Origin of the sequence: Streptomyces sp. NPDC092369, assembly GCF_044755245.1 — a bacterium.
Classification (GTDB): domain Bacteria; phylum Actinomycetota; class Actinomycetes; order Streptomycetales; family Streptomycetaceae; genus Streptomyces.
This window is the reverse complement of sequence record NZ_JBIVQP010000001.1, coordinates 225773-252264: the sequence shown is the minus strand read 5'-3', so window position 1 is coordinate 252264 and position 26492 is coordinate 225773. Positions and strand designations below refer to the sequence as shown.

Below are 26492 nucleotides of genomic sequence, written 5' to 3'. Positions count from 1 at the left end.
CTCACGCCGGTTCGGAGACGGGCGGTGGAGTGGTGACGACGGTGGGGGACAGACCGGGTTGGCTCAGGAGCCGGGCGCGCAGGGGATCCGTGTCCGGGAGGCCGAGTTCGGTGGTGATGGTCAGGGCCTGGGTCCACGCGGTTCGGGCGGCGTGCGGGCGCGCGACGGTGTCGAGGATGTCGCCCAGGCAGACGAGAGCGGCTGCCTCGCTGTGGCGGTCCCCGGTCTGGTGGAACAGATCGAGGGCCTGCCGGTAGCGGTCGACGGCCTCGGTGGGCCGGCCGAGGCGGTGGTGGATGTAACCGAGGCTGTCCTGGATGTGGGCCTGCCCGTTGAGGTCGCCGGTCTCCTCGGCCAGGGAGAGGGCTTCTCGGCAGTGCGTCAGAGCCTGGTGGTGGTCGCCGAGCTGGGCGAGGATCCAGCCGATGTGGTTCAGGGCCGCGGACTGGCCGGCGCGGTCGTCGGCCGCCCGGTGGTGCGCGAGGCTGTCGTGCGCGTGGCCCAGCGCCTGTTGGTGACGGCTCTGGGCCTCGTACATCCGGGACAGGTGCTGGTGGATGCGGGCCTGCCCGCCGTGGCTGCCGACCTCGCCGAACAGTTCCAGCGCGCGCAGATAGTGGGCGCGGGCCTCGTCGGGACGGTCCAGGCGGTCCTGGGCGAGGCCGAGACCTCGGTGGGCCTCGGCCTGGCCGGTCCTGTCACCCTGGTGCCGGGCGGCCTCAAGGGCGGCGGTGTGGGCGGCGATCAGCGCCCGCCGGTATCCGTGCCGGTCGAGATACGTCGTGAGTGCCGAGGCGAGCCGCCAGGTGTGGACGGGGAAGCCGGCGTCCGGCGCCTGTTCCACGGCCGCCAGGAGGGCCGGCGTCTCGGCGCTGAACCAGGTCTGCGCCTGCCGGTGGTCGGCCAACTCCGCGGGTGCGGAGCCCTGTTGGGCGGGCGGCAGCGAGGCCGGGTTGGGCCGGGGGGTCAGCAGGGCGTCGGCCCGGTGCGCGGTGTGCAGGTAGTGGTCGAACATGCGGTGCGAGGCCGCGCGCCGGGTGGCGTCGCTGTCGTGCGCGGCGACCAGTTCGGCGGCGTAGGCGCGCAGCAGGTCGTGGAAGCCGTAGCGGCCGAGGGGGTGTTCGGTGAGCAGGTGGCCGCGGACCAGTTCGACCAGCAGGACGCGGGCACGGGGTACGGGCAGGCCGGCCAGGGCGGCGATGGCCGGGAGCCCGGCGTCGGGGCCGAAGTGCAGGCCCAGTAATCGGAAGAGCCGTCCGGCGTCGGGGCTGAGCGCGTGGTAGGACCAGGAGAACACCGCCCGCACCTGACTGGTCGCCTCTCCGCCGTCCAGGGCGTCCAGCCGCCCGTCGGCCCGGCGCAGCTCCTCGGCGAGTGCCGCGAGCGGGAGTTCGGGCTGGGCGGCGGCGCGGGCGGCGACGATCGCGAGCGCCAGCGGCAGGCCCGCGCACCGGCGCACGATCTCCCCCACGGCGTCGGGATCGGCCGCCACCCGGTCCGCGCCGAGTCTGCGGATCAGTAACTCCCGTGCCTCACCGGGCGCCAGCAGGCCGATGGTGAGCAGGTGGGCTCCTTCGGCCGCGGCCAGTCCGGTCAGTGACTTCCGGCTGGTGATCAGCGCCAGACAGCCGGGCGACCCGGGCAGCAGCGGACGCACCTGTTCGGCGTCGCGGGCGTTGTCCAGCACCACCAGCATCCGCCGCCCGGCGAGCAGGCTGCGGTACAGCCCGGCCTGCGCCTCAAGACCGGCCGGGATCCGGGCCGGTGGCACGCCCAGGGCGTCCAGGAAACCCCGTACCGCCTCCGCCGGACCCATCACCGAGCCGCCGGGCGCGAATCCGCGCAGGTTCACATACAACTGGCCGTCGGGAAAGGCCCGTTGGGCCCGCCGTGCCCAGTGCACGGCCAGCGCGGTCTTGCCCACGCCCGCCGTACCCGACACCGCGGAGATCACCACGGCCGACGGCTGCTCCGTCGCCGAGACGAGGATCTCCTCCAACCGGGCCAGCTCCTCCTCGCGTCCACTGAACCCCCGTACCCCCATGGGTAGTTGTACGGGCACCTCGCCCGGCCGGGGAGTGGTCGACGGTGCCGGTCGTGCCGGGGGAGACGTGGGGGGAGCGGTCGCGGGCGGGGTGCGGGAGGCGGGCCATGCGAGGGGTTCGGCCAGGCCGCCTCTCAGGATCGCCTGGTGGGTCCGCTGCAGTTCCGGGCCGGGGTCGGCGCCGAGTTCCTCCGCGAGCCGCTTGCGGACGACGGCGTAGCAGTCCAGCGCCTCCGCGCCGCGTCCGGCGGCGTGCAGGGCCCGCATCAGCGCCTCGGTCAGGGGCTCCACCAGCGGGTACTCGCCAAGGAGTTCGGTCAGCGGGCCGATCACGGTGACGGGATCGCCGACGCGTGACTCCATGTGCGCCCAGCCGACGGCCGCGTCCACGCGCTGGCGTCGCCATCCCTCGCGGACCTGCGCGGCCCACTGTCCGCCGAGCCCGGCCAGCGGTTCTCCGTGCCACAGGTCGAGCGCCTCGCGCAGCAGCGTCCTACGCGTCTCGTCCGTCGGTCCCAACTCACGTGCCCGGCCGACCTGTTGCCGAAAGAGGTGGATGTCCACCTGGTCCGGGCGAGTCTCCAGCAGGTAGCCGCCCGAGCGGCGCACGAGGCGTAACCGGGGGTGCCCCAAGTCCCCGGTCTCCTCGCACAGTCGGCGGATCCGGGCGATGTGCGCGTGGAGTGCGCGCCGCGCCCCGTCGGGTGGTTCGGCGCCCCAGACCCGCTTGATCAGGACGTCGGTCGCGACGGGCCGGCCGGCATCCACCGCAAGCGCCGCCAGTACCGCCCTGCGCTGCGGTGGTCCGACCTCCACGGTCCGGCCTGCCACGGAGAGTTCGACGGGACCGAGAAGGCGCAGCTCCACCACGATGTCCACACTCCCCGCGCATGTTTTCTCCACCTCGCGCGCACACTCTCACGCTGGGCGACAACCTATCGACAACGTTCCGAGCCACAGTCGAACTTCAGTCTGATGTGGCGCAGAGTCTCCGCGCACGGCGGCGCACCGGGGGCGGGAGCGGCGACGTGGGGAGCCGGTCAGGCGGTATCTGGGGGAGAGGGACGTGAACGAACATCGGGGAGCGACGGCGACGCAGACGGAACAGGCACCGGTTCGGCCGGCGGTGCGCCCGTACGAGCCGGAGGTCGCGCGGGTCGCCCGGCAGGCGCCGCCCGCGCTGTCCGCGTCGGACGGCGGAGGGCGGAGTGTGCTGGGGGGTGCCTTCGGGCTGCTGGGCGCGGTGGAGCGGGCCGGTGAGGCCGGGCTGACCCGGCTCGCGGCCGAGTGCGGACTGCCCAAGACGACCGCGTACCGACTCCTTGAACAGATGGTGGAGTTGGGGGCCGTCGAGCGGAGCCGCCGGGGTTACCGCATGGGGCCGCTGACCTTCCGGCTCGGGCAGAGCTGGCAGCCGCATCCCGGGCTGCGGGCCGCCGCCCGGGCGCCGGCCCTTCGGCTGGCGCGCGTCACGGGCGCGACCGTGGGGATCAACGTGCTGCGGGAGGGCCAGACCCTGGTCCTGGACTGGACGCTCGGCGACACTCCCGCCGAGCTCGGGCCGTTGCTCGACGGTGTGGCCTGGCCGTGGTTCACGGCGGCGGGCAAGGTGCTGGCCGCCGCGGACCGTACGCGAGTCCCGCCGGGCCCGTTGCCCGCGTCCTGGCCACAGGAGTCCGCGAAGATCCGGGCGCGTGGAGTCGCGTTCGACCGGGAGGAGTTGATGGCCGGAGTGTGCTGCCTGGCCGTGCCCGTGCACGGCCCGAGCGGTGTGCCGGTGGCGTCCTTGAGCGTCGTGACCGATCCCGCGCACAGCCTGGAGCGGCTGGTCGGTGTCGCCGAGCAGACGGCGAGGATCATCGGCTCGGCGCTGCGCGTTCGTTGAGCCGGTCCGCCGCCCCGGCGGACCGTGTCCCGGCGGGCAGACTCATCCGGTCCCCCGTCCGGGGGGACCGGCGAGCAGCAGGTGCTCCATGCTCTCGTAGCGGCCGCGTTCCCGTCGGATGGCCTTGCGGCCGGAGAGCATGGTGCCGAGCCAGCCGGACAGGAAGCCGACGGGGACCGAGACGAGGGCTGTGGTGGTCAAGGGGAACCAGTTGAAGTCGGCGTCCGGGAAGGCCGCGAGCGGGGACCCCGAGACCAGGTTGGTGCCGGTCATCAGCACGAGGACGCTGAGGGTGCCGCCGATAAGGGTGCACAGCAGGCCCGCACGGGTGAAGCGGCGCCAGAAGAGGCTGTAGGTGAGCGCGGGGGCGATCGCCGAGGCGCCCAGGCAGAAGGACAGGATGGCCAGCGGTTGCAGGCTGCGGTGCTGGGCCAGCGCGGCCAGCAGGATCACCGGGACGCCGACGACCAGGGCGGACCACCGGGCCAGGGCCATCTCGCGGCGCGGTGTCATGGTGGGGCGCTTGGCGGCGATGATGTCGTGGGCCAGGGAGTTGGCGCAGGCGAGCGTCATGCTGGCGACGGACGCGAGCAGGGTGAGGAAGATCGCCGTGGTGACGGTCGCGAACACCAGGGCCTCCGTGCGCGACAGGTGCTCGCCGAAGGCGGCCCGTGCGCCGAGAAGGTAGGCGGTGTTGCCCCGCGGGTCCGCGGCGGCGATACCGGCCTTGCCGATCAGGGCCATGGCTCCGACGGCGACGACGGTGAGCACCAGGACGAACAGCGCGACGGACGAGACCGCCCAGGACATCGCCCGCCGCACCTGACGCGTGCTGCCGGCGGTGTACATCCGCATGGTCACGTGCGGCAGACAGGCGCCGCCCAGCACGATGGCGACCTGGGTGCTGACCATGTCCAGGGCGGGATGGGGTCCGCCGGCGAACTGCATGCCCCAGCGCAGGTAGTGCGGTCCGGTCCCGCTGCCGCGCGCGCCCGCCTGGAACAGCGCCTGCGGGTTCCAGCCGAACGTGTAGAGGATCAGCACCGCGACGACGAGCCCGGAGCCGAGCAGCATCACCGTCTTGAGGATCTGGATCAGCGCGGTGCCTCGCATCCCGCCGAGCGCCGCGTAACTGATCATCAGCGTGCCGGCCCCGATGACGCAGCCGGTCTTCATGCCGCTGTCGGAGAAACCGATGACGTAGGCCAACAGCTGCCCCACGCCGGCGAGTTGGACCACCATCATCGGCGCCAGCGCGACGATCGTGACCAGACAGGCGGCGATGCGCACCGATCGGCCCGGCAGTCGGCGCACCAGCACGTCGCCCATGGTGAACCGGCCGGTGTTGTGCAGGGGTTCGGCCATCAGGAACATGAGCAGCACCAGCGACAGCAGGGCGCTGGTGGCCAGCACGACACCGTCGTACCCGCATAACGCGATGACCCCGCCGATGGTGAGGACGGTGGCCGCGGAGATGTAATCACCCGCGATGGCAAGGCCGTTGCGCAGCGGCGAGAGGGAGCGGTAGCCGGTGTAGTACTCGGCCAGGTCGTCCTCGGCGCCGGGACCGGTCAGTACGCAGAGCAGCAGCGTGAGGGTCACCACGCTGCAGAACGCCACCAGGGACCAGGACTGCGCGGCGCCGCTGAAGACCGTCACGACTGCGGCTCCCGGCTCGCGTCCGCGGAGCGGGCGTGCCGCCGTACGCGGCGGGCCAGCGGATCGACGTAGCGGCGCGCGGTGAACTCGAAGAGGACCACCGCCAGCCAGGTGACCGGGAGTTGGAGCAGCGCGAGGACCAGGCCGGTGGGAAGACCGCCCGGCGCGGGCCGGGTCATGAGTTCGGGGACCTCGACGGTGAGGGCCAGGAAGAGGGCGAAGTAGCCGAGGGCGGTGAAGGTGGCGACGCGGCGCTGCCAGCGGCAGGCGCGGCGCAGCAGGCGCAGAGTGCGGTGCGGTCCGGTGTACGAGCGTGGGCGGGGAGCGGTGCCCGGTGACTGACGGTCGGCCGCCCAGCGGGGAACTCGCAGGGCCAGGGTGGAGGAGGGAGCCCGTTCGCGTTCTTGCCGGGCGCGGCGTAAGTCGGAGCTGTCGAAGGACATCCCGGAGTCTCCTGGTGAGCGTGGGCCCGAGGGATACGGACCGCCGGACGGTGGGGCAGCGGTTCGGTCTCCGCACGTTATGCGGGCGTTCGTGTGTTCGGTAGGGATTCCGATGAACTCCCTGATGAATCCCTGTACGGCTCCTGACCTCGGATGTTGTCCGTGAGACAGGTGTGGTGCAGTGCAATGCGAGGGGCGTGTGAGGCGCTGCGGCCGGCACTGCGGAAGTCAGCCTTCAGGAGTGGTTGTTCGCAGGTGGCGGGTACTGGAGGGCGATGTCGAGGTGCCCGTCGTGCGCGCTCCGGCGCACTCCCGCGCCTGCCGCACCTTGAGGAGCCGCAGGCGCTCTCACCCACTCGCCTTCTCGTGGTACGCAGTTGCGTACTGCCCCGAGCCCGACACCACGACCCTGCGGACCGATGCTCGCCACCGGGCCGGTTCGGTCGTTCCCGGGAGCAACCGGCTGTTGTGCCGGACAGGTAGGCGGAGTTCGATGCCGGTCGGCGCATGGGGTTCGAGGCCCATGGCGACGCTGACGCCGCGCGCCCGGCGCACGACCGTCCGAGCGCCCCGTGCACGGCCCGCTGGTAGCTCCCGGGTCGGAATCGAACGCAGCGGGGCGCCGTCGAGTGATCCTTCTGTTCGGTGCGAGGAGGACGTGCGCGGGGGTGTCAGTGGCCGGTCGCGGGGCTCCCGTGGGAGCGGTGGTCGGACCAGGCCTGCCACAGGGCCGTGTACGGCCCTTCCGCGGCGAGGAGTTCGTCGTGCGTGCCGTTCTCCACGACCCGTCCCTCTTGCAGGACGATCACGCGGTCGGCGGAGGCGGCCTGGCTGAGGCGATGGGCGACGACGAGCGCGGTCCGCCCGTCGAGGACGCGCAGTGCGGCCTGTTCCAGGTGCCGCGCGCCCGAACTGCCCGCCTCGGCGGTGGCCTCGTCGAGCACGGCGACCGGCGGATCCGCCAACAGCAGCCGCGCCAGGGCAAGTTGCTGGGCCCGGTCGGCGGTCAGCCGGTGGCCGCCGTCGCCCACGACCGTCGCGAGCCGCTCGGGCAGGGCGTCGACCCAGTCGAGGGCGCCGACCGTCGCGAGCGCCTCACGGAGTTCGTGGTCGTCGGCGTCGGGGCGGGCCAGCCGGAGGTCCTCGGCGAGGGGTCCGGCGAAGACATGCACCTCTTGGGTGACCAGGGCGACCGAGCGGCCGGCCTCGTCGGGTTCGGTGCCGCCGACCTCGACCCGGCCGGCCGTGGGCCGGTGCAGGCCCGCCACCAGCTTGGCCAAGGTCGTCTTGCCCGCGCCCGAGGCGCCGACGAGGGCGACCCGCTCACCCGGTCGGACGGTGAGGTCGACCTCGTGCAGCACCGGACGGCCCGGCACGTACGCGTGCGAGACGCCTTCCAGCGTGATGGAGGCGGCCTGCTTCGGGCCGGTCGGCCGCACGGGTGGGGCCGGCGTCGTGGGTTCGTCGACCACCCCGACCAGACGGGCGAGACCGGCGGTCGCCGACTGGGCGTCGTCCAGCAGCACCAGGGCCGTGTTGACCGGGCCGAAGAGGCTGTGGAAGTAGAGCGCCGCCGCCGTGGCGGTGCCCAGGGACACGGAGTCCGCGCGCACGAGCACGAAGCCCGTCGCCAGCACTGCCGCAAGACCGATGTACTCGGCGATGTGCAGCCGACCGTAGAAGCGCAGCACCAGCCCCACGCCCCGCATCGTCAACTCGACGGTGTCCCGCGACCGTTCGGTGACGCGGCGGGTGTGCTCGGCCTGCGTCCCGTAGGCCCGCACGGTCGCCGAACCTCCGATGGTGTCGAGGAGTTGCTGCTGCTGAGCGCCGGTGGCGATGCGCTCACGCGCGTACAGCGGCATGGCGTGGCGCACGTACCAGCGGGCCGTGCACGCCTGCACGGGCACCGCCAGCAGCGCGGCAAGCAGGAACCGCCAGTCCAGCACGGCCAGCGCCACCAGCGTCAGCACGATCGAGAGGACCGAACGGGCCAGCTCCGGCAGCGCGTTGCGCACCGCCTCGGCGACGCGGGACACGTCTCGGGTGACGCGGGAGTTGAGATCACCGGACCCGGCCCGCTCCACCCGCTCCAGGGGCAGCGACAGCGCACGCTCGACGAACCGCTCGCGCAACCGGGCGAGCACCGTCTCGCCCAGCCGCGACACCAGCGACATGCCGAGCGCCGTCGTCAGACCCTGTACCACCGCCACGGCGGCCAAGGCGACGGCCGGGAACGTGAGGGCGTCGGCGGCCCGATGCTGCGTGACCCCGTCGACGATGCGGCCCAGCAGGGGCTGGGTGAGCAGTCCGACGGCGGTGGCCAGCGCCATGAGCCCGAACGCGGCCGCGGCCAAGGTCCGGTGGGGGCGCACCAGTTCGCGTACGGCCGCCCTCGTGCGGGCGGGCGTGGCGGTGGGGAGCAGGGTGCGGCCCGGTCCGGGGGAGTGGTCGCCGCTCACCTCCGCCGCGTCGATGGTGGTCGCGTGGGAGGTCATGTCAGCACCGTCGTCCGGTAGATGTCGTCGCTGCGCACGAGTTCCGCGTGCGTGCCCCGCGCGCCGACCCGGCCGCCGTCGAGGAGGATCACCCCGTCGGTGACGGCGAGCAGCGTCGGGCTGTTGGTCACCAGCACGGTGGTGTGTCCCCGCCGGTGGTCCCGGATGCCCTCGGCGATACGGGCCTCGGTGACCGTGTCCACGGCGGTGGTCGGGTCGTGCACCACGAGCGTCGGCCGCCCGGCGCGCAACGCCCGCGCGAGCAGGACGCGTTGACGCTGGCCGCCCGAGAGCGACCGGCCGCCCTCACCCACGTCGGTGGCTGCGCCGTAGGGAAGCGACCGGGCGACCTCGTCGGCCCGCGCGGCGGCCATCGCCCGCACTGTCTCGGCGTCCGGGACCGTGTCGGAAGAGGCCACCGAGTCGCCGCCCGAATCCGTCGCCGATGAGACGACGTTGGCCCCGAGCGTGCCCTCGAACAGGGCCGCGTCGTGGGCGGCGACCAACACGGCCCGGCGCAGCTCCTGGGGATCGAGGCTGCTCAACGCCACACCGTCGAGCTCCACCTGCCCGGCCTCGGGATCGGCCTCCCGGCCGAGACAGCGCAGCAGCGCCCGCGCGTCGGCCGGATCGGTCACCGCGATTCCGGTCAACTGTCCAGCCGGTACGTCGAGATCGACGCCGTCGAGTCCGTCGAGCCGTACCCCGCGAAGCCGCAGGCCACCGCGGAGTGGGCTCGGCACAGGCGAGTCGCCGCCGACGACCGAGGGCTCGGCGGCGAGGACCGCGGCGATCCGGGCGGCGGAGGCCCGGCCCTGGGCGAACTCCGTGTTGACCCAGGCGAACACCTTCAGCGGTCCGAGCAGGAACAACGCCAGCCCGACGGCGGAGACAAGTTGGCCGAGCGTCAGCTCACCGTCGAGCGTCAGCCGTCCGCCCATCAGGGCGATGAGCGCGATGAATCCGCCGGTGAGCGCGAGGACGAGACCGGTCTGCCAGGACTCGGCGCGCGCGGCGCGCAGGGTGGCGGCGAGCGAGGCACGACTGGTTCGGCGATAGCGCCCGACGGCGGCGTCCTGCGCGCCGATCCCCTTCAACACCCGCAGCCCGGCGACCAGATCGGCGGCCACCCCGGAGGCGTGGGCGGCCCTCTCCTGCTCCGTCTCGCTCCGGCGTTCCAGCGGCTTGCTCAGGAGATGCCCGGACCACAGCAGAGCGGGTGCCCCGAGCAGAACGATCAGCCCGAGCGGCACGGACATCACCAGGAGGGCCACCGCGCTGACGGCGAGGCCGACAGTCGCCCAGACACCGCTCATCACCGCCATGCTCACCGCGCCGACGCGCTTGGCGTCCTCCGTGGCCACATTGGCGAGCTCACCGGCAGCCGGTCCGTCTCGGCGCCGCCGCGCGGATCGAGGACCCGGCGCAACAGCGCGATCCGCAGCTCGTGCGCCGTCTCCTGGGCGGTCCGTTCGCCGATACCGGCGCCGAGCCGGAAGCTCCACGACAACACCACGTACACGACGGCGAGCACGCCCAGCCAGAGCGCGAGCAGACCGCCGTCCTGCCGGGCCACGGCCCGGTCCACGACGACGCCGATGAGAACCGGCACGAGTGCTTCGCCCACCTGATGGAACGCCCCGAGCCCGCAGGCGAGACCCAACCGGCGCGCCTTTCCCCCGATCGTCCGCCGCAGGACATCCCGCCCGGACAACACCTCTCGCCCCACCAGGCCACCTTCCAGAACCAGCCAACTTAGGTGAGGCTACTCTAAGTAAAGGCGGCGCAGTCAAAGCCGGTCGGGCGGTCGTCGGACGGGGTCCGGCGGTGTTCGCCCTCGCCAGGCGAGGCGAGGCGAGGCGCGAGCGCGTCGCGGTGAGGACGGTGTGGTCAAGGCATCGCGATCAGGGCGTCATGGTCAGGACGTCGCGGTGCGGATCCGCGCGAGCAGGGTCCGCAACTGGTCGCGATCCTCCGGGCCGAGCGCGGACATCGCCTCCGCGAGGGCGAGGCGGTCCACCTCTTCCGCCTCGCGATGGCACCGCGCGCCCTTGTCGGTGAGGCGCAGCAGGAACGCGCGGCGGTCGGTCGGGTGGCGTTCGCGTTCCACCAGTCCGTCGCGTTCCAGGCTGTCGACGATGGCGGTGGTGGTGCGGGCCGCGACGCCGGTCATCTCGCTCAAGTCACGCATCCGCAGCGGGTGTTCGGCCAGGGCGAGCATGCGCAGGGCGCGCAGCCGGGCGACCGAGGCACCGCCGGTCCGCAGCCGCGACTCCACGAACTGACGCAGCTGGTGGGTCGTCTCGTACAGCTCGTCCACCAGGACGTCGCTGCTGCCGTGCACTGCCATGTCGCTCCCCGTTCGCCGAAAACCCGATTCTATGAGCACCCACATAGTGAGTATGCTCAGCATGTGCTGCTGTACCGACGTCCCCGTCTTCCCCGCTCCTCCTTTCACCTCAGTCAACGCCTGGTCGTACCGATCATGTGCGTCAGCGTGACCTTCATCGCCATCGTCGACGGAGCGATCACCACGGTGGCCCTTCCCTCGATCGCCCGTCAGTTCCAGTTGACGACGGCCGCGCTGGACGGGGTGGTCGTCGTCTACCCGGTCTGCCTGGCCATGGCCATTCCGGCCTCCGCCTGGCTGGTCGAGCGATGCGGCGCCAAGCGGGTCCTGCTCACGGCCCTGGTCGCCTTCCTCGGCTCGTCGTTGCTGTGCGGCGCGGCCGCCGACCTCACCCAGCTCGTCGCGTTCCGCGCGGTCCAGGGGCTGTCCGCAGGAGTGCTGTTCCCGGCCTCCGCCGCCCTGCTCTTCGCGACCTTCGATGCCGGCGAACAGGTGCGGATATCCCGCTACATGATCGTCCCGCAACAGATCGCCCCGGCCGCCGCTCCGATCCTCGGCGGACTGCTGGTGGACAACCTCTCCTGGCGCTGGGTCTTCTACGTCAACCTGCCCGTCGGCCTGCCGGCCGTACTGTTCGGCGTGCTGTTCCTGGCCCGCCATCAGGGCCACCGGGCCGGCCGTTTCGACCTGACCGGTCTGCTGCTGAGCGCCGCGGCCCTCGGCTCCCTGATGTTCGGGATCTGCGAGGGCCCCAACCGCGGCTGGTCCTCCACCGCCGTACTGACGGGCCTCGTCCTGGGCGCCGCCCTGCTCGCCGCCGCCGTCGCCTTCGAACTGCGGACGACGCAGCCGCTCCTGAAGCTGCGGCTCTTCGCGGACCGGCTCTTCCGCGACACCAACCTGATCAACCTCGTGGGCCTGGTACCGATCCTCGGCGCCATGTACCTCGGTCCGCTCTTCCTCCAGCAGGCGCAGGGCCGCAGCGCTCTGGAGTCGGGCACGAGCACCTTCCCCGAGGCCTTCGGCGTCCTGCTGACCGTCCAGGTGGCGGGCATCCTCTACACCCGGGTCGGTCCACGGATCATCGTGGGCTGCGGCCTGGCCGGCGTCAGCGGGGTCCTGCTGCTGTTCGCCACGTGCGACCAGGACACGAGCCTGTGGACGTTCCGCGTCTACATGTTCCTGCTCGGCATCGCCATGGGCGGGGTCTTCATGCCGACGACCGTGGCCTCCCTGGCGACCATCGCCCGGAAGGATCTGGCCCAGGCCTCGATGCTCAACACCGTCGTACGCCAGACCGGCGGTGCCCTCGCGCCGGCGGTGGTGACCACGGCGCTGGTCCTGAGCACCCCCGCGGCGGCGGCCGCGAACCCGCCGGTCGCCGCCTACCAACACGCCTATCTGGTACTGGCGGTGATCGCGGCGGTGACAGCGGCCTTCGCCTTCACACTCCCCGACGCCGCCGCGCGCACCGCGGCGGGCGGCGGTACGAAGACCTTGCGCAGGTCTTCCGCCCGGCCCCGCAGCCGGCAGGAAAGCGTGCGCTGACGGCTGACAGGGGTCTCGGGGGGACACGCCGGCGTTGCCGCGTCAGGCGTGCGTGCGTCCGTCGCCCGTAAGCGCGGCGAGCCGGAACTTGGTCTCGTCGGGGCTGCCGGGCGCGGTCGTCATGATCACGATCTTGAGCTCGGAGTCCGTGTCGCTGAGAATGTCGCAGTCGACGGTGACGGGTCCCACCGAGGGGTGATCGATGATCTTGTGGTCCTCCCGGTGGGCGGCGACGGTGCCGGTGGCCCACAAGTCGGCGAACCGCTCGTTGCCCGCGCTCAACTCACCGATCAGTTCGGCCAGCCGGGAGTCGTGCGGATAGCGGCCGGAGGCCCGGCGCAGGTCGGACACGACGGCGGCGTCGGTGGCCCGGCTGTCGGTCTCGGTCACCGGCCACAGCGCCAGGCGGGCGGGACCGGCGTCCGAGGGGAACCGGTCGCGGGCGAAGTTGCGCAGGCGCGGCGGCGACGAGGCGGGGTCGCCCAGCAGCGCGGCCCAGCTTCGGTTCCACCAGATCAGCTGCCAGTCCGCCGCGAACACGGCGAGCGCGACGTCCCCGAGCCGGCTGAGCACCCGATGGACGCCAGGGGTGATGTGGTCACGGATCACGCCGTCCGCAGGCGGCGCGAGCCGGGCCAGCCGGTACAGGTGATCCCGCTCGGCGGAGGACAGCTGGAGGGCGCGCGCCAAGGAAGCCACCACCGACGCCGAGGGCGTGGTGGACCGTCCCTGCTCCAGACGTACGACGTAGTCGACCGACACCCCGGCGAGCTCGGCCAGTTCCTCGCGCCGCAGCCCGGTCGCTCGACGGGCCCGGCCCACGGGCAGCGCCGCGGCGGACGGGGGCAGCCGGTCACGCCAGGTGCGGATCATCGCCCCCAGTCCGGCTCCGGAAGTCGTGGTCATGAGACCCATACTGCTGCACCGCGCCGCTGCGAGGGGGAGTCGACGGTGGTACTGCTGCTCCTACCGTCGAGGCGTCCCTGGTCGGGGCCCGGGCGGCGACGAACAATCGACCGCATGACGATCATCTTCATCACCGGAGCCAACAAGGGGCTCGGCCGCGAGGCCGCCCGCCGTCTCACCGAACTCGGCCACACCGTCCTGCTCGGCGCCCGCGACCCCGAGCAGGGCGCGGAGGCCGCCGCCGCACTGGGCGCGCGGTATGTCCCCATCGACGTGACCGACGACGCGTCCGTCGCCGCCGCGGCCGCGAACGTCGCCGAACACGAGGGCTCGATCGACGTCCTGATCAACAACGCCGGCGTCCACGGTCCCCACGGCGATCCCACCGCCCTGACCGGCGGCGACGCCCTCGCCGTCCTCGACGTCAATGTCGCCGGCGTGGTCCGCACGACCTCCGCGTTCCTGCCGCTGCTGCGCCGGTCGGCGGACCCCGTCATCGTCAACGTCAGCAGTGGAATGGGCTCGCTCGCCCTCACCCACGACCCGGCACGCGTCGAGTCCTCCGTCGTCGCGCCCCTCTACACCGCGTCGAAGGCCGCGCTGACGATGCTGACGACCCAGTACGCGAAGGCTCTGCCGGGCATCCGCGTCAATGCCGCCGATCCCGGCTACACGGCGACCGATCTCAACGGTCACAGCGGTCCCCAGACCGTGACCGAGGGGACGGACGCGATCGTCGGCCTGGCGACCGAGAAGCCCGGGGCTGGTTCCGGACGTTTCGTCGACCGGGCCGGCGAGATCGCCTGGTCGTGACCCGGGAGCGTGCGTTCCTGCTGGGATGCGGGGCGAGAACGCCCCGATCCCGTGTCCGCCGGCTCAACGGCGGACACGGGATCGGGCGACCGGGCGGACCTGCTCAGGCCGGTGGTCGGGGTTGGACGGTCAGGATCGAACGGTCAGGGCTGGGCGGTCAGTTGGAAGCTCTGTGCGGCGGAGTTGTCGCACGTGCGCTGGGTGAGCTGGACGCTGTTGGTGGCGGCGGTGGAGGCGGTCAGGCACTTTCCGCTGTGCCGCGCGGTGAAGTGGTAGCTGCCGCCGGCCTCCTTCACCGGCTGCCACTGCTGGTTGGTGCCACTGGAGTAGGCCCACAGCTGCAGGGGCGCGTTGTCGGCTGTGGAGCGTTCGGCGACGTCGATGACCTGTGCCGGATTGCCGCGGGCGTTGATCCGCACGTATCCGCTGTCGGTGCCGACGAACTGGAACTGTTGGGCCGCGGTGGAGTTGCAGGCGTACTGCTGGATGGCGGTCCCGTTGGCCGTGGCGGCGGCGCGGGCGTCGACACAGGTGCTGTTGCCGCTGTTGCGGACGCTGTACCAGTTGGTCGAGGGGATGCCGTCCCCGGGCGGCGTGGTGGACGAGGAACCGCCGAGCCACTTCAGCCCGTCCAGGAGGAACCTGTTCTGCGTCGCGCTGGCGAACGTCGACGACAGCGTGGTGTTGGTGTCGTAGTTCATCGCGTTGTGGCCGAAGTTGGCGTACAGCATCTTGTAGTTCGTGTTCGTCCACAGGATCGGGTAATACCCGCTGTACCAGGTCTGGTTGGGGTCGGTGCCGAGCGGGAAGCTGCTGGGATCGATGGAGGCCAGGATCTTGATGGCGGGGTTCTGGCGCAGGTCGTTGGACCAGCTGTACCACTCGCTGACGGACGAGGTGAAGGTCGCGGGCAGGTTCACCGTCGAGGGGTGCGTACGGTCCTCCACCTTCAGTACGGCGGTGGTCGGACCCCAGGTGTTGGAGCGGAAGTTGCCGCTGCCCAGGAACGTGTTGTGGTACCACGACCAGCTCGCCGCGTTGGTGGTGAAGGCCGACACGTGGAAGCCCATCCACGCGCCGCCATTGCGCATGTAGTTCTCGAAGCCGGTGCGCTGGGCGGCCGTCTGGGGCAGGTCGTCGAGGAAGAGGACGACCTGGTAGCTGTTGACGCCGCCGTTGGCGAGGAGGTCCCAGTTGTTGCTGGACGTGTAGGTGAAGCCGTTCGCGGCCGCCCGCTGGGGGAACCAGGTGTTGGCCTCGTGGACGAAGCTGATGTGGGCGGCGTCCCAAGTGCCGTTGTAGAGCGCGAGGACGCGGAACGGCTCCGCCGCCGGCGCGGCCTGCGCGGGCGGTTGAGCCAACAGACTCGTGAACGCCGTGAGCAGGAAGGCCAGCCACAGTGCGACGCGTGCGCTGCCGGATCTCACCTGTTGCATCCGAAAGTTCCCTTCATGAACGGCCCGGAGGCGGGGGGTGTGCCGCCGCTCGGCGGCATCAGGGCGTGAACGAAGGGGTTCACATATATGAGTGCTGGATGTGTCTGTAGAGGTCGCTGGGCCGTGAACCTAAAGGTCTGAACCAGACACGTCAAGAGGTGGCACCAGGAAACTCCCGTACGCGTCAGGGGAGTTCAGCACTTGAAGTCAGGAGGCGCCCGGGCCGTCGTGGTGCGCGCCGACGGCCGTGCGGGGCAGAGCCAGGCACAGCAGCGCGCAGACCACCAGAGCGCCGACGGCCCACGGGCCCGCATGGCGGATGCCGGCGGTCAGGCCGGTGGAGATGTTCGAGAAGAAGACGTTGCCGATGACCGCGACCCCCAGCGCGCCGCCGAACTGCTGGGCGGTGGAGAAGACCCCCGAGGCGCCGCCGGCGATGCGCTCGGGCACGGCCGACAGCACGACGTTCGCGAGTGGGACGACCAGGAACCCGAGTCCCGCGCCGGCGACCAGCAGGCCCGGCACCAGCGGCCAGGCGCCGGTGCGGACGGAGTCGGAGTGCTCGATGGCGTACTGGACCCAGAAGAACCCGCCCGCCATGACCAGTCCACCCACCAGCAGCACGACTCGCCCGAACTTCACCACCAGGCCGTCGACGATCGGCGCGGTGACGAAGGTGCCGCCGCTGAAGGCGACCATCAGCACGCCGGCCTGGGCGGGGGAGTAGCCCTGCCCGGACTGCAGCCAGATGGTGAACGTCAGCATGAAGCCGGACATGGCGCCGTAGAACAGGAGTTGGATCAGCAGGCCCGCGCTGAACGCCCGGTTGCGGAACAGGCTCGTCGGAAGCACCGGGTCGGGCGTACGCCGTACCGACTGCACGACGCTCAGCAGCACCAGCCCCGCCACCCCGCCGGCCAGGCAGCACCAGCCCCACAGCGGCCAGCCGTTGGCGCGGCCCTCGACCAGCGGGAGCACGACGGCCACCAGGGACGCGGCCAGCACCAGGTTGCCGAGCACGTTGATCCGTCCCGGCGCGCGCTCGCGCGAGCCGGGTATCCACAGCGCGCCGAGCACCAACACGAGGGCCGCGAGGGGGAGGTTGACGGCGAAAATGGTGCGCCAGCCCCAGTCGAACAGGTTCCAGTCCGTCAGTACGCCGCCCAGCAGCACACCGGTCGCCACCGCGATCCCGGCGATCGCGCCGTAGATCGCGAACACCTTGCCCCGCTCGGCCCCGGTGAACATCGTCCGCAGTGACCCGAGAACCTGCGGCATGATGACCGCCGCGGCCACGCCCTGCACCGCGCGCGCCGCGATGAGCTGCCCCGGACCGGTGGCCACCGCACTGGCCAGGCTTGCCACGGCGAAGCCCGAGACGCCGGTCAGGAACAGCACCTTGCGCCCGAACCGGTCTCCCAGATGCCCCGAGATGATCAGGGTCGCGGCGAAGCCCAGCAGATAGGCCGACACCGTCCACTCCAACTGCGCAGGATCGGCCTGCAGCCCGCGCCCGATGGACGGCAGTGCCGTGTTGACGATCGAGCCGTCGATCATGTCCAGCAACGCCGCGAGGATCATGACGATCGCCGCCGCCCACCGCTTCGGATGAGGCCCTTCCTCGGCGGCGGAGGCGGCGGCCGCCCGGACTGTACTGTGCGACATTGGTGATCCCCTGATTGCTTGACCGTAATGTAACTTGAAGCTCGTGTATCTCGACTATCGAGCTATCTCTAGCCTGGAGGGAGATGTCTCGATTGTCAAACGACATGGATCAGGTCCTCGCTGACCTGGGCAAAGTCATGCAGGACTACCAGTCGGCAGTCGACGACTACGACCGCGAGACCGCCCGTCTCCTCGGCGTGAACGAAACCGATCTCCGCTGCCTTGAGCTTCTGCTCGGAGTCGGCGAGCTCTCTCCGCGCGAACTCAGCACCCGCCTCGGCCTGACCACCGGCAGCGTGACCGCCATGCTCGACCGCCTGGAGAACCTGGGCCTGCTCAACCGCACCCCACACCCGGTCGACCGCCGCAAGACCGTGGTGCGGGTGACCCCGGAGGGTGCCCAGCGCTGCTACGAGCTCATCGCCCCGCACATCGAGGACAGCACGAAGGAAATCAGCGCGAAGTACAGCGTCGAGCAGTTGCGGGTGGTGACGGACTTCCTGCGCACGAACACGACCATCCAGACCCGCCACACGGAGCGTCTGCGAGGCATGGCCGCGCCCAAGTCGGAACGCGGGCGCCGGGGTAAGTAGTGCTGGGTCGCCGGTTGCCGCTGTGAGGGCGTGACCGGATCAGGAAGATGTTGCGCGAAGTCTTGACGCGTCCGGTCTCGTTGCGTAGATATGACTGCGCAGTCATGACAGCGCAGTCATACACCCGACCGGGGCTAGGATTCGACTGCCGAAGATCGGGAGACGCCATGGCACCAGGGGCAGGGCGCGGCGGGGGAGCCGCGCCGCGCAGTGTGGATGTGGCGCGCCTGGCGGGCGTGTCGCAGAAGACCGTGTCCCGGGTCATGAACGACGAGCCGTACGTCTCAGAAGACGTACGCCGTCGGGTCCTGGCGGCGGCCGAAGAACTCGGCTACCGCTCGAACAACGCGGCCCGCGCGCTGGCCTCCGGCCGCACCAGGTCCATCGGCGTCGTGACGCTCGGCACCGCGCTGTACGGTCCGGCCTCGCTGCTCATGGGCATCGAGCGGGCCGTCCGGGACGCCGGCTACGCGCTCCGGGTGGTCAACACCATGGAGGGCGAGACCGCGGGCATCGCCGGGGCCGTCGACTCGCTCCTCGAGCAGGGCGTGGACGGCATCGTCATCTCCGAGCCGATCGACGAGGCGGGCGGCGCGGTCCTCTCCGCCCGGCTCGACGTACCCGTCCTCGTCCTCGGCGCACCCCCGCCCTTCGCCGCTCCCCACGTCGTGACGGCCGGCATCGTCTCTCACCAGATGGCGCGCGCGGCCACCGAACACCTGCTGGAACTGGGCCACACCACGGTCCATCACCTGGCGGGCCCCCAGCGCTGGTACTCGGCCCGGGACCGGCTCGAAGGCTGGCGCGCGGCGCTCGCCGCGCACGGGCGGGCGGAACCGCCGGTCGTGCAGGGTGACTGGTCGGCGGCGTCCGGCTACGCGGCCGGTCGTGAACTGATCGCCGATTCCGGTGTCACCGCGGTGTTTGCCGCCAATGACGACATGGCGATCGGGCTGATGCGGGCGCTGGCCGAAGCGGGTCGGCGTGTTCCGGAGGACGTCAGTGTGGTCGGTTTCGACGACACTCCGGTTGCCGCGTATGTGACTCCGCCGTTGACGACGGTGCGTCAGCCGTTCGACGCGATGGCGCAGGACGGCCTCAAGCTGCTGGTGCATGCCATCGAAAACCCTCAGTCCGAACCGTTGCCGATGGCTGATCCGCCGGTCGAACTGATTGTTCGCGCGTCGACGGACACACCTCGCTAATCGCCTTGCTGGGTCCGCAGTTCTCTTTCCGCAGGCCGGTGGGGGGCTGGTCGCGCAGTTCCCCGCGCCCCTGACGGGGCGCTCACCTCACCGGAAATCCTCAGCACACCGTCGGTCGGTGTGCCGGTTCCTCGTACCCTCTCCCGGGAGTTCAGCATGTCCGGATCCCTCTCCAACTCGTCCTCCTCTCTCAGCCGTCGAGGGTTTCTCGCCGCCACCGGTGCCCTGTCGCTCGCCGTCACCCTGTCCGCCTGTGGTGGCGACGACGGCGGTACGGGTGGCTCGTCGACCAAGCCGGTCAGTCAGGCCGACATCGACAAGGCCATGAAGACGCCGACCCAACTGACGTTCTGGACCTGGGTTCCGAACATCGACAAGGAGGTCGCGCTCTTCGAGAAGAAGTACCCGGCCGTGAAGGTCAAGGTCGTCAACGCCGGTCAGGGCACGCCCCAGTACACGAAGCTGCGGACCGCGCTCAAGGCGAACAGCGGTGCCCCGGACATGGTCCAGATCGAGTTCCAGGCGATCCCGACGTTCACCATCACCGACAGCCTCCTCGACCTCCGGCCGTACGGCGCTTCCGCGCTCAAGTCGACCTTCGTGGACTGGACGTGGGGTCAGGTGAGCGGCAGCGGCGGTGAGGTCTGGGCGATACCGCAGGACACCGGTCCGATGGGCATGCTGTACCGCAAGGACCTCTTCGACCAGCACGGCATCGAAGTCCCCACCACCTGGGACGAGTTCGCGGCCGCCGCCCGCAAGCTGCACAGGGCCGACCCGGACGTCTACCTCACCAACCTCGCCGCCAACCAAGTCGCCGCCTGGCACGGCCTGTTGTGGCAGGCGGTCGCCAAACCGTACGTCACCTCCGGCAAGAGCGACATCACCGTCAGCGTCGACGACGCGGTCTCCAAGAAGCTCGGAACGTACTGGGGCGGACTCGCGAGGGACGGGGTGATCGGCGTGGAGCCGGACTTCACCGACGCCTGGTACGCGGCCCTCAACAAGGGCAAGTACGCCACCTGGTTGACCGGTGCCTGGGGTCCGGCCTTCCTGTCCGGCTCCGCCAAGGCCACCTCCGGCAAGTGGCGTGCGGCCCCGCTGCCGCAGTGGGACGCCGCCAAACCCAGCTCGGGCAACTGGGGCGGCTCCACCACCGCGGTCATCCGCTCCACCAAGAACCCCATCCAGGCAGCCGTGTTCGCGCAGTTCCTCAACAGCGACCCCACCAGCGCCAGGATGTTCGCCACCGAACAGTTCTTCTTCCCCGCGACCAAGACCCTGCTGGGCGAGGCGAGTTTCCTTGGTGACGCTCCCGCGTTCTACGGCGGCCAGAAGGTCAACCAGGTCTTCGCGGACATCAGTGCCCAGGTCGACCCCGCCTTCCAGTGGCCGCCGTTCCTCGACCGGGTGGCCACCGACTGGACCGAGACCGTCGGCAAGTCCCTCGCCGACAAGTCCGACACCGTGCGCGCCCTCGGTTCCTGGCAGTCGCGCATCACGACCTTCGCCAAGAGCCAGGGCTTCACGGTCAAGGGAGGCTGATGATGGCCACGACCACAACGGCCGCCCGCACGAAAGCCTCGCCTCGCCCCCGCGGGCGGCACGGCACCGCGGGAGCCCTGTTCATCGCCCCCTTCATGGCGCTGTTCCTGCTCCTCTTCCTCGCCCCGCTCGGCTACGCCGCCTACCTGAGCCTCTTCCAGGAGAAGCTCATCGGCGGGTCGACCTTCGTCGGCCCGGACAACTACGTGACCGCCCTCAAGGACCCCCAACTCCTCAAGGGCATAGGCCGTGTGGCCCTCTTCTTCGTCATCCAGGTCCCCGTGATGCTGCTGCTCGCCCTGTGCTTCGCCCTCGCCCTGGACAGCGGCCTGCTGCGCCTGGCCCGGGTGATCCGCCTCGGCATCTTCGTCCCGTACGCGGTCCCCAGCGTGATCGCCACCCTCATGTGGGGCTACCTGTACGGCCCCGACTTCGGCCCCTTCGCCCAGATCAGCCACGACCTCCACCTGCCGGCCCCGCACTTCCTCACCGACAGCTGGATGCTCGGCAGCCTCGCGAACATCGTGACCTGGGAGTTCGTCGGCTACAACATGATCATCCTGTACGCCGCCCTGCGCACCGTCCCCGCCGAGTTGTACGAGGCCGCCGCCATGGACGGCGCCGGCGCCTGGCGCATCGCCTGGTCCGTCAAACTCCCCGCGCTGCGCCCGGCGTTGACCCTCACCCTGCTGTTCTCGGTGATCGGCAGCTTCCAGCTCTTCAACGAGCCGAACCTGTTGATGAAGGTCGCCCCCGACGTCATCACCAGCTCCTACACCGCCAACGTCTACGCCTACTCCGTCGCCTTCATCAGCCAGCAGACCAACTACGCGGCCACGGTGTCCTTCATCCTCGGACTTGTCATCGTGATCGTGTCGTACGCCTTCCTGCTCACGGCGAACCGCAGGAGGACCGCATGACCACCGTGACGCCCACTGCCTCGACCCCCGCCGCGACGAAGGGACTTCCCGCCGAGGCCCGCCCACGACACCGATCGACCTCCGCCCGCCGGCGCAGCACCCCGCTCACGATCGCCATGCTGGCCGCCCTCGCGTATTTCCTGCTGCCCCTGTTCTGGCTGCTGGTCGCCTCGACCAAGAGCACCCAGGACCTGTTCAACACCTTCGGCCTGTGGTTCTCGCACGCCCCGCAGCTCCTGTCGAACATCAAGGCCACCTTCACGCAGGACGACGGCGTCTACGGCCGCTGGCTGCTCAACACGGTCCTGTACGCCGGGGTCAGCGCACTCGGCGCCGCCCTGCTCGCCGCGGCGGCCGGCTACGGCTTTGCCAAGTACCGCTTCCGCGGCCACGGCGCCGCCTTCAAGCTGGTCCTCGGCGCCATCATGATCCCGACCACGGCCCTGGCGATCCCCACGTACCTGCTCTTCGCCAAGGCAGGCCTGGTGAACACCCCTTGGGCGGTCATCTTGCCCTCCCTCATCAGCCCCTTCGGCCTCTACCTCATGCGGATCTACGCCGAGGACGCCGTCCCCGACAGCCTCATCGAGGCCGCCCGCATGGACGGCGCCGGAGAGTTCCGGATCTTCACCACGATCGCGTTGCGGCTGCTCGCCCCCGGCCTGGTGACCGTCATCCTCTTCACCCTGGTCGCCACCTGGAACAACTACTTCCTGCCGCTGATCATGCTGAACGACCCGAACCTGTACCCCATCACGGTCGGGCTCGCCCGCTGGGCCGACCAGGCCCAGAACGGCGGCGCCGGAGCCAGCAGCGACATGCTCGCCCTCGTCGTGACCGGCTCCCTCATCTCGATCCTCCCGCTCGTCGCGGCCTTCCTGCTGCTCCAGCGGTACTGGCAGAGCGGCCTGGCCACCGGCGGCGTAAAGCAGTAGCCCCTTGCCGCATCCCCCCACCCCCCCCTGCACTCCGGAGGTTTGTCCATGGCGGATCTGCCCGCCCGCGTTCTGTTCGGCGCCGCCTACTACCACGAGTACCACCCCGCCTACGGGCCCGACGTACGGCGCGAGGAGCAGCTCAAGACCGACCTCGACCTCATGGCCGACGCGCACTTCACCGTCATCCGGGTCGGCGAGTCGGTCTGGTCGACCTGGGAACCCGAGAACGGCCGTTTCGAACTCGACTGGCTGCAACCGGTGTTGGACGGCGCCCACGAACGCGGCATCTCCGTCATCCTCGGCACCCCCACCTACGCCGTACCGCCGTGGCTGGCCCGTCAGTACCCCGAGATCACCGGCGAGCGGCGTACCGGCGAGCGCATCGGCTGGGGCGCCCGGCAGGAAGCCGACTTCACCCACCCGGCCTTCCGCTTCCACGCCGAACGGATCATCCGCAAGATCGTGGCCCGGTACGCCGACCACCCGGCCGTCATCGGCTTCCAGGTCGACAACGAACCTGGCCTGGAGCTGTTCCACAACCGAGGCGTCTTCCAACGCTTCACCGACCACCTGCGCGCCAAGTACGGGGACGTCGAGACCCTCAACCGCGAATGGGGACTGGTCTATTGGTCCCACCGCCTGTCCACGTGGGCCGACCTGTGGACGCCCGACGGCAACGCCCAGCCCCAGTACGACGTCGCCTGGCGGGAGTTCCAGGCCCGCCAGTGCACCGAGTTCATCGGCTGGCAGGCCGAGATCGTCCGCGAGTACGCCCGCCCCGAGCACTTCGTCACCACCTGTATCTCCTACACCCGCCCGGCGGTCGAGGACGACGAGCTCACCGACCGCCTCGACATCGCCACCGGCAACCCGTACTACGACATGCAGGACGGCCTGCTCCTGCCCGACTCCACTCCGGACGACCACGAACAGGAGTGGAGGACCACCGGCGTCTGGTCGCTCCATCAGACCGCCGACTGGATGTTCTCCTCCCGCCAGGAGCCGTTCCTGGTCACCGAGACCAACGCCAACTCCATCGGCATGGCCTGGGACAACCGGCCCGCCTACGACGGCCAGTGGCGCCAGGCCGCCTGGGCGCTCGTCGGCCGAGGCGCCCGCATGATCGAGTACTGGCAGTGGCAGACCCTGCGCTTCGGCGCGGAGACCTACTGGGGCGGAGTCCTCCCGCACAGCGGCCGACCGGGCCGCACGTACGCCGAACTGGCCCTGCTGGGGGCGGAGTTCGAGACCGCGGGGCCGCTCGTCGCGGGCCTCGATCCGGACGCCGACCTCACGATCGTCTACTCAACCCCCAGCAAGTGGCTGATGCAGAAGCACCCGCCCCTCGCCACCCCGGACGGCCAACCGGACCCCGCGGCCTACCACCGCATCCTCGATCCCTTCTACCGCGGCGCCTTCGACGCCGGCCGCCAGGTCCGTATCGTCCACGCCCGCCAACTGCACGACCCGCACGGCGAGCGGGCGGGTCTGTCCCCGCAGGAGGCGGTGCGCCGCCACCCCGTTCTCGTGGTCCCCGCCCTCTACCTCGCGGACGACTCCACGCTCGACTGGTTCGCCGCCTACGCGCAGGCCGGCGGCCACCTGGTCCTGGGACCCCGCACCGGCTATGCCGACCACGAGGCACGGGCCCGGCACGAACCGGCGCCGGCGCGCCTGACGTCCGCCGCGGGAGTGTCGTACGACGAATTCAGCAACCTCACGCAGGCCGTGCCCGTCCGATCGGCGCCAGGCAGTCCCCTCCCGCTGCCGGCGACCGCGACGGCGACGCACTGGGTTGACGGACTGACCGTCGCCGATGCCCAGGTTCTCGTCACCTACGAGCACCCGCACTTCGGCCGCTGGCCCGCCGTGACCACCCGCCCTCATGGGGAGGGTCGGGTCACGTATGTCGGTACCGTGCCCGGCCGTGATCTCGCTCGTGCCCTGGCCGAGTGGCTGGTGCCCGCCGCCGCCGGCGGATGGGGCGACCTGCCGGTCTCGGTCACGGCGACGACGGGCACCTCGCCCGACGGACGCCGGGTGCACATCGTCCACAACTGGAGCTGGGAGAGCGCCCGTTCGGCGGTGCCGGTCGATCTCGTCGACGTGCTGAGTGGCGCGTCCGTGCCCGCGGGCACGGCGTTGGAACTCGGCCCGTGGGACGTACGCGTACTTGTTTCCCCGAAGGACCCGTCGGAGTCGAAGGAGTAGCTGTGCGAAGAAGCAGAGCGGTGAAGGTGCTGGGTACGTTCGTCGGGGCCGGCGCGATGCTGGCGATACCGATGGCGGCCGGCGCTCAGGCGTACAACCCGACGGGCGGAATCCTCTATCAGCTCGGGAACGAGCCGTGCCTGAAGGGGCGCGGCAACTGCGCCGTGTACCCGAAGTCCGCGCAACTGCCCGGCGGGCGGCTGGTCGCGTCGTTCGAGAGGTCCACCGTCGTACCGGCATCGGGGAGCGCCGACGGCCAGACGCTGCCGGTCTACAAGAGCGACGACGACGGAACGAGCTGGCAGCCATTGTCGGAGGTCAAGGCACCCGCGTACCTCTCCAAGGACCCCAAGTACGCGAAGTACACGAGCAATTGGACCAACCCCTACCTCTACACGCTGCCGCAGGACGTCGGACAGCTGAAGCGGGGCACGCTGCTTCTCGCGAGCGTGGTGTCGGGCGACGACCAGTACTACAAGGAGCACAAGGCGGCCGACCCGAACTGGACGCCCTCCAACGACGGTGACCGCGGCGACCTGGCCATCGCGCTGTACTTCAGCACCGACCAGGGCGCGTCGTGGAAGGTCGTCGACGTCATCGCGACCGGCGGCCGGCAGGGCGGCAGCGCCGGTGCGATCGGCCAGAACGTCGCCACGGCCAACACGACCAAGCAGGTGGATCCCCTCTGGGAGCCCTACCTCATGGTCTACGAGGGCAAGTTGGTCTGCTACTACTCCGACGAGAACGACTACACGGGCTTCGACCCGACCACCGGCGTCCCGACCCTGGACCCGGCGAACGACACCGCCACCGACTCGCACGGGCAGATCCTCGCCCACAAGACGTGGGACGGCCGCAGCCCGCACTGGAGCGGACCCGTCGTCGACATCGCGGGACTGACCCAGAGCATGGGCGGCGGCAGGACGGAGATCGGCGGTGGCCGGCCGGGCATGACGAACGTCGTGCGGACCACGGACGGCAAATGGCTTCTCACCTTCGAGTACTGGGGCGGGGGAGCCAACACGAGGTACGTCGTCGCCGACAACCCGCTGCAGTTCTACCGCGGTTCACCGACCGGCGACGCCATCACCTCGCTGCCGGTCGACACCGGTTCCCGCGCGCTCGCGACGGGCGGCAGTCCGGTCGTGATCAGGCTTCCCGACGGGCGCCTGGTCTACAACGCGGCGGGCAGTGGCAACGTCTGGGTCAACAAGAGCGGTCGTAGCGACGGAGTCTGGAAGGAGTACCAGACCACCTCGCGCGCCGGCTACAGCCGCGACCTGCAGTACGTCGCCGGGACCGGCCGTATCGCGATCCTCAACAACCAGGGCACGTCCACGATCGCCTTCGCCGAGGCCGACCTCGGCCGATCGCACGGCGCCTACTACCGGTTGGTGAACCGCAGGACCGGTCAGGTGGTCGGCACCGGCGGCAGGACGAACGACGCGAACATCGGCAACGCGGACGTTCCCGATGTCGTCCTGGAGGACCGCGGTTCCGCCGCGAACCCGGACACCCAGTACTGGCACGTGGTGACCGAGCCGAACGGCGGAGTGTCGCTGCTGAACAAGTCGGGCGGCCGTGCGGCGGCCATCTGGACGGGCAACGCCACGGTCGGCGGGCGGATCGGCCAGTGGGTCGACAACAGCGCCACCGGCAGCTGGAACCTGATCGCCATCGGCCACGGTTTCTACACGCTGCAGTCGGTCAGGAACACGAGCCTGTACCTGACGGGTGCGTCCGAGGACGCACCGCTGACCCTGCAGAACGCGACGACGGACGGTTCACAGGAGTGGAGGCTCGTCCCGTAGCGAGGGGACCTCGCACTGTGGT

Annotated in this window: 18 protein-coding genes and 1 pseudogene; 10 read left to right on the top strand and 9 right to left on the bottom strand. The window is 70.8% G+C overall.

Annotated elements, in window-relative coordinates:
* Nucleotide 1 precedes the first annotated feature (1 nt).
* Nucleotides 2-2914, bottom strand: coding sequence for an AfsR/SARP family transcriptional regulator (locus tag ACIQI8_RS01115; protein WP_402343087.1), 2913 nt, complete (start codon nt 2912-2914; stop codon nt 2-4).
* 196 nt (nt 2915-3110) lie between these two features.
* Here ACIQI8_RS01115 and ACIQI8_RS01110 point away from each other — a divergent pair, with 196 nt between their 5' ends.
* Nucleotides 3111-3929 carry an IclR family transcriptional regulator gene (locus ACIQI8_RS01110; RefSeq protein WP_402343084.1) on the top strand — a complete coding sequence of 273 codons (819 nt, stop codon included), beginning with the start codon at nt 3111-3113 and terminating at the stop codon, nt 3927-3929.
* Nucleotides 3930-3971: 42 nt separating this feature from the next.
* Here ACIQI8_RS01110 and ACIQI8_RS01105 read toward each other — a convergent pair whose 3' ends face one another.
* The 5 genes and pseudogenes from ACIQI8_RS01105 to ACIQI8_RS01085 form a co-directional block, all read right to left on the bottom strand.
* Nucleotides 3972-5588 carry a cation acetate symporter gene (locus tag ACIQI8_RS01105; RefSeq protein ID WP_402343081.1) on the bottom strand — a complete coding sequence of 539 codons (1617 nt, stop codon included), beginning with the start codon at nt 5586-5588 and terminating at the stop codon, nt 3972-3974.
* On the bottom strand, nt 5585-6031 hold the full coding sequence (locus tag ACIQI8_RS01100) for a DUF485 domain-containing protein (RefSeq protein ID WP_402343078.1): 447 nt from the start codon (nt 6029-6031) through the stop codon (nt 5585-5587). The genes ACIQI8_RS01105 and ACIQI8_RS01100 overlap by 4 nt, the downstream gene beginning before the upstream one ends.
* A 671-nt stretch (nt 6032-6702) precedes the next feature.
* The gene (locus ACIQI8_RS01095; protein WP_402343075.1) at nt 6703-8529 is read right to left on the bottom strand and encodes an ABC transporter ATP-binding protein; all 1827 of its coding nucleotides are present in this window, start codon (nt 8527-8529) and stop codon (nt 6703-6705) included.
* Nucleotides 8526-10258 (bottom strand): annotated as a pseudogene (locus tag ACIQI8_RS01090) (ABC transporter ATP-binding protein). Before ACIQI8_RS01090 ends, ACIQI8_RS01095 begins: the two are co-directional and overlap by 4 nt.
* A gap of 189 nt (nt 10259-10447) precedes the next feature.
* Nucleotides 10448-10879: a MarR family winged helix-turn-helix transcriptional regulator gene (locus ACIQI8_RS01085; protein WP_402343072.1), complete on the bottom strand. Its 432-nt coding sequence runs from the start codon at nt 10877-10879 to the stop codon at nt 10448-10450.
* Nucleotides 10880-10948: 69 nt separating this feature from the next.
* Here ACIQI8_RS01085 and ACIQI8_RS01080 point away from each other — a divergent pair, with 69 nt between their 5' ends.
* A complete protein-coding gene (locus ACIQI8_RS01080; protein WP_402346614.1) occupies nt 10949-12427 on the top strand; it encodes a DHA2 family efflux MFS transporter permease subunit in 1479 nt (492 codons plus the stop codon).
* A gap of 42 nt (nt 12428-12469) precedes the next feature.
* On the opposite strand, the gene ACIQI8_RS01075 is transcribed toward ACIQI8_RS01080, so the two are convergent.
* Nucleotides 12470-13342, bottom strand: coding sequence for a helix-turn-helix transcriptional regulator (locus tag ACIQI8_RS01075; protein ID WP_402343069.1), 873 nt, complete (start codon nt 13340-13342; stop codon nt 12470-12472).
* A gap of 105 nt (nt 13343-13447) precedes the next feature.
* On the opposite strand from ACIQI8_RS01075, the gene ACIQI8_RS01070 reads away from it, so the two are divergent.
* Entirely contained in the window at nt 13448-14146 is a 699-nt protein-coding gene (locus ACIQI8_RS01070) for an SDR family NAD(P)-dependent oxidoreductase (RefSeq protein ID WP_402343066.1), read from the top strand.
* 143 nt (nt 14147-14289) lie between these two features.
* Here ACIQI8_RS01070 and ACIQI8_RS01065 read toward each other — a convergent pair whose 3' ends face one another.
* Together ACIQI8_RS01065 and ACIQI8_RS01060 are read right to left on the bottom strand one after the other, a co-directional pair.
* Complete coding sequence (locus ACIQI8_RS01065) at nt 14290-15582, bottom strand: ThuA domain-containing protein (protein WP_402343063.1); 1293 nt, start codon at nt 15580-15582, stop codon at nt 14290-14292.
* 207 nt (nt 15583-15789) lie between these two features.
* Nucleotides 15790-17247: an MFS transporter gene (locus ACIQI8_RS01060; protein WP_402343060.1), complete on the bottom strand. Its 1458-nt coding sequence runs from the start codon at nt 17245-17247 to the stop codon at nt 15790-15792.
* Nucleotides 17248-17330: 83 nt separating this feature from the next.
* On the opposite strand from ACIQI8_RS01060, the gene ACIQI8_RS01055 reads away from it, so the two are divergent.
* From ACIQI8_RS01055 to ACIQI8_RS01025, 7 genes are all read left to right on the top strand, one after another.
* Nucleotides 17331-17840 (top strand): MarR family winged helix-turn-helix transcriptional regulator, encoded by a 510-nt coding sequence (locus ACIQI8_RS01055; RefSeq protein ID WP_402343057.1) that lies wholly within the window; start codon nt 17331-17333, stop codon nt 17838-17840.
* A 167-nt stretch (nt 17841-18007) separates the two neighbouring features.
* Nucleotides 18008-19045: a LacI family DNA-binding transcriptional regulator gene (locus ACIQI8_RS01050; protein WP_402343054.1), complete on the top strand. Its 1038-nt coding sequence runs from the start codon at nt 18008-18010 to the stop codon at nt 19043-19045.
* A gap of 156 nt (nt 19046-19201) precedes the next feature.
* On the top strand, nt 19202-20590 hold the full coding sequence (locus ACIQI8_RS01045; RefSeq protein ID WP_402343051.1) for an ABC transporter substrate-binding protein: 1389 nt from the start codon (nt 19202-19204) through the stop codon (nt 20588-20590).
* Between the two features lie 2 nt (nt 20591-20592).
* Nucleotides 20593-21510 (top strand): carbohydrate ABC transporter permease, encoded by a 918-nt coding sequence (locus ACIQI8_RS01040; RefSeq protein WP_402343048.1) that lies wholly within the window; start codon nt 20593-20595, stop codon nt 21508-21510.
* Entirely contained in the window at nt 21507-22445 is a 939-nt protein-coding gene (locus tag ACIQI8_RS01035; protein ID WP_402343045.1) for a carbohydrate ABC transporter permease, read from the top strand. Before ACIQI8_RS01040 ends, ACIQI8_RS01035 begins: the two co-directional genes overlap by 4 nt.
* 48 nt (nt 22446-22493) lie before the next feature.
* Nucleotides 22494-24659, top strand: coding sequence for a beta-galactosidase (locus ACIQI8_RS01030; protein ID WP_402343042.1), 2166 nt, complete (start codon nt 22494-22496; stop codon nt 24657-24659).
* 56 nt (nt 24660-24715) lie between these two features.
* Nucleotides 24716-26470: an RICIN domain-containing protein gene (locus ACIQI8_RS01025; RefSeq protein ID WP_402346612.1), complete on the top strand. Its 1755-nt coding sequence runs from the start codon at nt 24716-24718 to the stop codon at nt 26468-26470.
* Nucleotides 26471-26492 lie beyond the last annotated feature (22 nt).